Origin of the sequence: Aquabacterium sp., assembly GCF_041915145.1 — a bacterium.
Taxonomy (GTDB): Bacteria; Pseudomonadota; Gammaproteobacteria; order Burkholderiales; family Burkholderiaceae_C; genus Aquabacterium.
In genome coordinates, this window is record NZ_JAYSBZ010000108.1 from 1 (window position 1) to 7,147 (window position 7,147).

General features: G+C 67.4%; 8 protein-coding genes. 2 read left to right on the top strand and 6 right to left on the bottom strand.

Features of this window, described 5'->3' with window-relative positions; genetic code table 11:
* A partial coding sequence (locus ACE3SS_RS14210; protein ID WP_374595049.1) for an FGGY-family carbohydrate kinase occupies positions 1 to 1,029 on the bottom strand: 1,029 nt, incomplete at its 3' end.
* A 170-nt stretch (positions 1,030 to 1,199) separates the two neighbouring features.
* Between ACE3SS_RS14210 and ACE3SS_RS14215 the strand changes: the two genes are divergently transcribed.
* Positions 1,200 to 1,922 carry a TetR/AcrR family transcriptional regulator gene (locus tag ACE3SS_RS14215; RefSeq protein ID WP_374595051.1) on the top strand — a complete coding sequence of 241 codons (723 nt, stop codon included), beginning with the start codon at positions 1,200 to 1,202 and terminating at the stop codon, positions 1,920 to 1,922.
* A gap of 289 nt (positions 1,923 to 2,211) precedes the next feature.
* Positions 2,212 to 3,471, top strand: a complete 1,260-nt coding sequence (locus ACE3SS_RS14220) for a pectin acetylesterase-family hydrolase (protein ID WP_374595053.1) — start codon at positions 2,212 to 2,214, stop codon at positions 3,469 to 3,471.
* Positions 3,472 to 3,542: 71 nt separating this feature from the next.
* Here the strand turns inward: ACE3SS_RS14220 and ACE3SS_RS14225 are convergent, their stop codons facing one another.
* The 5 genes from ACE3SS_RS14225 to ACE3SS_RS14245 all read right to left on the bottom strand — a co-directional run.
* Positions 3,543 to 4,598, bottom strand: a complete 1,056-nt coding sequence (locus tag ACE3SS_RS14225) for a chemotaxis response regulator protein-glutamate methylesterase (protein ID WP_374595055.1) — start codon at positions 4,596 to 4,598, stop codon at positions 3,543 to 3,545.
* The gene (locus ACE3SS_RS14230; protein ID WP_374595057.1) at positions 4,595 to 5,239 is read right to left on the bottom strand and encodes a chemotaxis protein CheD; all 645 of its coding nucleotides are present in this window, start codon (positions 5,237 to 5,239) and stop codon (positions 4,595 to 4,597) included. The genes ACE3SS_RS14225 and ACE3SS_RS14230 overlap by 4 nt, the downstream gene beginning before the upstream one ends.
* Positions 5,226 to 6,023: a protein-glutamate O-methyltransferase CheR gene (locus tag ACE3SS_RS14235; protein WP_374595059.1), complete on the bottom strand. Its 798-nt coding sequence runs from the start codon at positions 6,021 to 6,023 to the stop codon at positions 5,226 to 5,228. The genes ACE3SS_RS14230 and ACE3SS_RS14235 overlap by 14 nt, the downstream gene beginning before the upstream one ends.
* A 35-nt stretch (positions 6,024 to 6,058) precedes the next feature.
* Positions 6,059 to 6,616 carry a chemotaxis protein CheW gene (locus tag ACE3SS_RS14240; protein WP_374595061.1) on the bottom strand — a complete coding sequence of 186 codons (558 nt, stop codon included), beginning with the start codon at positions 6,614 to 6,616 and terminating at the stop codon, positions 6,059 to 6,061.
* Positions 6,617 to 6,635: 19 nt separating this feature from the next.
* A partial coding sequence (locus tag ACE3SS_RS14245) for a methyl-accepting chemotaxis protein (protein ID WP_374595063.1) occupies positions 6,636 to 7,147 on the bottom strand: 512 nt, incomplete at its 5' end.

Consider the following 7,147-nt stretch of genomic DNA (forward strand, 5'->3'; position numbering starts at 1 on the left):
CAGCAGTTCGTCCTGGTGGTAGAGCACGCGGTCGCGCAAGAAGGTGAGGTTGGCGCCCGCCGCCGTCTGCATGCCCATGGCCAGGTATTTGCCGGGCACGGCGCAGGGCACCGCAGCCAGCTGCGAGGTGACGCTGGTTTTCTTGTCGGGCAGATGCGCCGCCACCCACGACGAGGTGCCGATGTAGAGATGCGCGCGGTAGTCTTCGACCGCGCCAGAGCCCACGGCTCCGGCGGAGTTGTCGATGGCGCCAGCCACGACGCGGGTCGAGCGCGGCAAGCCCAGCTCGCTCGCCACCTCGGGCAGCAGCGGGCCGATCACGTCGGTGCTGCGCACCAGCTCGGGGAATTTGTCGGCCTCGATGCCGCTGGCGGCGATCAGCGCGGGGTCGTAGCGCACCTGCTGCAGATCGCGGTTGTCGGTCACCCAAGACGTGAGGATCGAATCGTGCGTCGCCACGAAGCGCCCGGTCAGGCGCAGGTTCAGGTAGTCGAGCACGTTCAGGAACTTGAAGGTGCGCTCGTAGAGGTCGGGCCAGGTCTGCTTGACGTAGAGCATGTGGGCCGCCGGGTCTTTGCCCGACAACGCCGGCGCGCCGCCCGTCAGCCGCACCCAGCGCCACAGCTTGCTGGCGCCGTAGCCGGCCACGTTGACCCAGCCGCGCACGCGCTGGCGCAGCGCCGCGGCGCCCCGCATGTCCATCCAGAGCAGGCAGCGCGTGAGCGGCTCGCCGCTGCGACTCACCGCCACGGTGCCCTCGCCTTGCGTCGAGCAACACACGGCCACCACGCGCTGGCGCAGCTCGGGCCGCTGGGCCAGCACCTCGGCGGCGGTCGACAAGAACGCCGCCCACCAGTCGCGCGGGTCCTGCTCGGCGCCGTGGCCGGGCAACAGGTGCAACTCGACCGGCCGGAACGCCCAGGCCAGCACCTCGCCACCGAGCGACACCAGGGCGGTCTTGCAACCCGAGGTACCCAGGTCGACAGCCAGCACGACAGGCTCGGAAGAATGGCGTTCGGACGACAACATGATGGGGTCGAACCTTACCGTCAGCACCTCAAATTAGTCAACATTTGTCGGCTAATGGTTTGCACGGATCGCCCCCCATCCACGGTGAGGCATAGAGTCCGCTCGAGCAAACTCGAGCATCGTCAACCGATTCACCCGCCTTCTGCGAACCCCACGCGAGCCTGCACGCCATGACCACCCGCCAAGCCCCGAAGCCGCGCCGCCCCAAAGCCCCACCCGCCGCCCAGCCGCTGGTGCCCGACCTGCACGACGATCTGCTGGCCAAGACGCTGCCGCCGGGGCAGTTCAAGTTCACCAGCAAGCAGGGCCGCGCCCGGCGCATGCAGCTGCTCAACGCCGCCAAGGAACTGCTGCGCGACCGCCCGTCCGAAGACGTGTCGCTGGCCGATGTGTGCCAGCACGCCGGCATCCCGCGGGCCTCGGCGTATCACTTCTTCTCGAACATCCAGGCGGTGTTTCTGGGCCTGCGGGTGCTGCACGCCGAAAGCCTCATCGGCGCGCTGGACGCCGTGCACAGCCACGACTTCGACAACTGGCGGGACTACTTCAGCGCGCTGATCGACCAGGGCGCCAACGCGCTGCGCAACGACCCCGCGGCCACCCAGCTGGTGTACGGCAACCTGGGCAGCATGAGCGAGGCCCGCCGGCTCGGCGAGGTGCTCGACGCCCGGCTGGCCGAGATCGCCGTGCACGGCCTCACCACGCGGTTCACGCTCCAGCAGTGGAACGAGCAAGCCGAGGTCTTCGGCGTGGCCTTCACGCTGGTCGATTCGGTGTTTCGGCTGTCGTGGCGCCAGCACGGCACCGTAACCGAGTGGATGCAGACCGAGGCCAGGCGGGCCGCCATTTCGTACTTGCGCAACTACCTGCCGGAAGTGCTGCCCCTGTGCTGACGCGGCCGGTTCCCCTGGTGCGGGTTGACGCTGATTGACGCTTCATCGCACAGCGAAAAGGATAGACAAATGTCGATCAATTTTGTGCACAACGCAGTTCGACAAACCCACCCATCCCCCTCGACTCACGGCAGCGGCGGGGGTATGTACGCATCACGAGTCCAGGGAGTCCACATGAAATAGAGAAAGGGCGAGATGCCATTCCAACGGCGTCAACGCACCTGTGTTAGCGAGAGCGATAACAACCAAGCGACAAGACTGAATCAACAGAACAGTTAGGAGCATTCAAGTGAAGACAACCCTCTCCCAAACCTTGCGTCGTCTGGCGCTGCTGGCGGGCATCTCCGCCGCCGGGGCGGCTCACGCCGCGTATTTCGTGTGGGAAACCGTGGAGCTGCCGGCCTCGACCGGTGCCTCTTGCAGCAACGGCTCGCCCTACCGCTTCTTCGTCAACCGCACGCCGTTCACGAGCAAGACGGTGGTGATGGTCGAAGGCGGCGGCGCCTGCTGGGAGCAGCAAGGCTGCAAGGGCGGCACCAAGCTGTCGGCCGTCAACCCCAACGGCGTGGCCAGCAACTACATGAGCGACCTCAACACCCAGGCGCACCTGGGCCTGGTCACGCCGTTCACGATGCGAATCGACCCGCTGCAGTCGGTGCAAACCCAGAGCTGGAACATCGTCTACGTCACGTATTGCACGGGCGACGTGCACACCGGCAACAAGGTCAACGTCTACAACAACGTCGACGCGGCCAACCCGATGACCTTCTACCACCGTGGCGACGTGAACTCGCAAGCCATCGCGGCCTGGATGGCGAAGAACATGCCGCGTCCGTCGCAGCTGCTCATGACCGGCTTCTCGGCCGGCGGCGTGGGTTCGCTGGCGCAGTACGACACCTTCCGCGCGGCGCTCAAGCCCACGCGCAGCGCGCTGCTGTCCGACTCGGGCCCGCTGTTCATCGCCCCGCGCAACGGCACCGCCGAGCAATACCCCTCGCTGCCGCTGCACAACACCATCCGCGACAAGTGGGGCCTCGACCTACCGACCGGGCTGGTCACGCGCCTGCTCACCAAGTATCCGGGCGCGGGCGACGCGAACGACCTCGGCTCGATGAACGCGGCGCTGGCCAAGATCTACCCGAACGACCGCCTGGGATTCGCGCTCTTCCAGCAAGATGACGACTTCTCGAGCTTCTCGTACGAGAAGTTCTACACCGACATCTCGGGCGCTGCCACCGATGACATCCGCAAGGCCAACACCAACAAGCGTTGGCGGCAAGACATCGGGCCGTGGCTCGACGCGCTCAAGCCCTACAACAACGTGGGTTACTACGTGCCGTATGAGCGCACGATGAACGAGTCGCACTGCCTGACCATCGTCACCTTCGGCGGCACCGGCATCAAGGAGGCCGGCTACAAGGACGTCGGCTCGTTCGTCGACAACCTGCTGGGCTCGGGCGCGCTGATCCGCGCCTACCAGACCGAGCAGGAGATCCAGAACACGACGGTGGCCGACTGGGTGGCGCAGTTCCTGGCCAACTTCATCTGACCACCGGGGCCGCCCGGCCCCTCGTATCGCGCATGTTCTTTCATGCCCCGGCCCGGCCGGGGCATTTTTTTTCAGACCTGCGGCGTGCTGGTGAGCCAACCGGCCACCGCGTCGAGCGGCAACACCTCGCCCGCCGCGCCGAGCTTGATGGCCTCGTGCGGCATGCCGAACACCACGCAGCTGGCCTCGTCTTGCGCGGCGGTGCGGGCCCCGGCCTGGCGCATGGCCAGCAAGCCCCGCGCACCGTCGTCGCCCATGCCGGTCATGATGATGCCGCTGGCGTTGCGCCCGGCGCATTCGGCCACCGAGCGGAACAGCACGTCCACCGACGGGCAATGCCGGTTGACCAGCGGCCCTTCTTTCACCTCGACCACGTATTGCGCGCCGTTGCGGCGCAGGCGCATCTGCTTGCCGCCGGGGGCGATGAGCATGCGGCCGTTGATCACGCGATCGCCGTTGCGCGCCTCGGCCACGTCGATCTCGCACAGGCTGTTGAGCCGCTCGGCGAATGAAGCCGTGAACTTCTCGGGCATGTGCTGCACCACCACGATGCCGGGCAAGGTGCGCGGCAGGCGCGTGGCCACGGCTTCGAGCGTCTGCACCCCGCCGGTCGACAAACCCATGGCGATGACCCGATCGGTGGTGACGGCCATCGATTTGGCCTCCACCGCGGGCGTCGGCGCCTGACGGGGCGCGGCAACCGCCATCGGGCGGCGCAGGGCCCGCATGTTGGCGTGCGCCGCGGCCCGCACGGCGGCCACGATGCCGTTGGCGTCGTCTTCGAGAAAGGCCTTCAGCCCCAGCTTGGGCTTGGTCACGAAGCCCACCGCGCCCGCCGACAAGGCCTGCATGGTGGTGTCGCAACCCTTTTCGGTGAGCGTGGAGCACATCACCACCGGCGTGGGGTGCTCGGCCATGATCTGCTTGAGGAAGGTGATGCCGTCCATGCGCGGCATCTCGACGTCGAGCACGATCACGTCGGGCCAGTTGGCCTGCAGCATCGGCATGGCGAACAGCGGGTCGGACGCCGTGCCGATCACCTGGATGCCCGCCGCCGTGAGCCGCTCGCTGAGATGGCGCCGCAGCAGGGCCGAGTCATCGACGATCGTCACCTTGATCGCGCTCATGGTTTTCTTCCGGGTCTGGGGTGCGCGCCAGCCGGCGCGACGACGGCGGCGGCGGCGTGGGTTCTGGGTTTGGCCGCGACCGCGCCGTGCGGCTTGTGCGGGGCGGCATGCGGCTTGGTGGCGGGAGCCGGCGCCGGCTTGCCGCGCTTGAGCTCCACCTGCCCGCTCTTCATGTCGAGGGTGACGTTGCGCGGGTCGTTGCCGCCCACGTCCACCGTCTGCAGCTGAAAGCCATAGCGATCGACCAGCTCCAGCGCTTTCTCGATGTTGCGCTCGCCGATGTTGAACTTGTGCGTGTGGACCTGGTCGGGCATGGTGTCGGCGCCGCCGTACAGGTCGACCAGGTATTCGCCGGGCTTGGTGCCGGTGCGCGCCATCGAGTTGACGAGCAGCTCGACCGCCTCTTCGGCGAAGCGCCCGTCGAGCGAGGCGCCGCCCGGCCGGGTTCGATTCGGCAGCAGGTAGTGGCACATGCCGCCCATGCGCCGATGCGGATGCCACAGCGTGAGGGCCACGCATGAGCCCAGCAAGGTCCGCACGATGGCCCCGGTGGCGCCGAAGTACCACTGGCCCGGCAGCAGAAAAACCTGCTCGCCGCGGTGCGAGTTGATCTTGCCCAGGCCGTGATCAAGTACGAGCATAAATGGCTGGTTGGACTTGGCGCAGCCCGGTCTTGAGCATGCTCAGCGACTCGGAATGCCCCGTGAAAAGATAGCCGCCCGGCTTGAGCTGCGGCACCACGCGCTGCACGATCTCGGCCTTCTTCTCGTTGTCGAAGTAGATCAGCACGTTGCGCAAGAAGACGACGTCGAACAAGCCGATGTCTGGCAAGGGCTGCATCAGGTTGGCCTGCTCGAAGCGCACGTTGGCGCGCAGCGGCTTGTCGATCAGCAGCTGGCCGGCGTATTCGTCGAGCCCCTTGAGGCAAAAGCGCTTGAGGTAGCCCGGCGGCATGTGGTCGGTGCGATCCATCGGGTACAGCGCGCGCCGCGCCGAGGCCAGCACGCTGGTCGAGAGGTCGGTGCCCACGATCTGCCAGCCGCGCCGGCCGATCTTGTCGGCCAGCACCATGGCGATGCTGTAGGCCTCCTCGCCCGACGAGCTCGCCGCGCTCCAGACCCGAAACTCGCCACCGCCGCGACGCTCGGCCAGCAAGCGCTCGAGAAACGCGAAGTGCTGCGGCTCGCGAAAGAAATACGTTTCGTTGGTGGTGAGCTTGTCCACCACCTTCACCACCTGGGTGGGGTCGTCGCCACGCACCACGCGCTCGATGAAGTCGTCGAGCGAAGCCGCGCCGCTCTCGTTGGCCAGCTTCTGCAGGCGGCCCACCACCATCGAGCGCTTTTCGGGCGCGAGCTTGATGCCCGAGACGTTGCGGAACATCTCGCACACCGCGTTGAAAGATCGTTGCGACAGCTCCGACATGAGTGGCTCCAGCCTGGGGGGTGAGGCAGCGCCGCTCAAGCGTGCACGTGCGACTCGATCAGGGCGGCGATGTCGTCTTCGGCCAGCGTGTGCGCCAGATCGAGCACGATCACCAGCCCCTCGCCCACGTGGGCCATGCCGGCAATGAACTGCGGCGCGATGCGCGTGCCCAGCGCCGGCGGCGGCTCGACGTCGCCGGGCGCGATGTCGATCACCTCGCTGACGGCATCCACCAGGGCGCCCACGATGCCCGATTCGCCCGCCCCGCCGCGCCCGCCGAGCTCGACGATCACGATGCAGCTGCGCCGCCCGATCTGCGTCGGCCCGCGGCCGAAGCGCGCGTTGATGTCGATCACCGGGATCACCACGCCGCGCAGGTTCATCACGCCGCGAACGAAGTCCGGCGTCATGGGCAGCGTTGTCATGCGCCCCACCTCGATGATCTCGCGCACGCTGGCGATCGGCACCGCGTAGGGCTCGTCGCCGATCACCAGCTGCAAATGCTGCAGGGCGGCTGAGTCGCCCTCGCCCCGCGCCGCGTCGGGCTCATGCGCCCGCTCGCTGTGCATCACATCCTCGGCCAATGCTTGCATGGCTCGGTCTCCTGTGCGTTCAGTGCAGCAACGAGTTGCGCTGCTCGCCGCGATGGCCACGCGAACCACCATCGCTCAGCAGCTTGAAGCCGGCCATCACACCCTGCAACTGCGCCGCCTGGGCCGACAGCTCCTCGGCCGTGGCCGACAGCTCCTCGGCCGCCGACGCGTTCTGCTGCGTCGAGGTATTGAGGTGCTCCATCGCGGAGTTGATCTGGTTCACGCCGTCCGACTGCTCGCTCGACGCCGCGGTGATCTCCTGCACCAGGTCGGACGTCTTCTCGATCGACGGCACCATTTCCTTGAGCAGCGAGCCGGCCTGCTCGGCCAGCTTCACGCTGGAGCCCGCCAGCTGCCCGATCTCGGCCGCCGCCACCTGGCTGCGCTTGGCCAGCTGCCGCACCTCGGCGGCCACCACCGCGAAGCCGCGGCCGTGCTCGCCCGCCCGCGCCGCCTCGATGGCCGCGTTGAGCGCCAGCAGGTTGGTCTGGTAGGCGATGTCGTCAACGATGCTGATCTTCTTGGCGATCT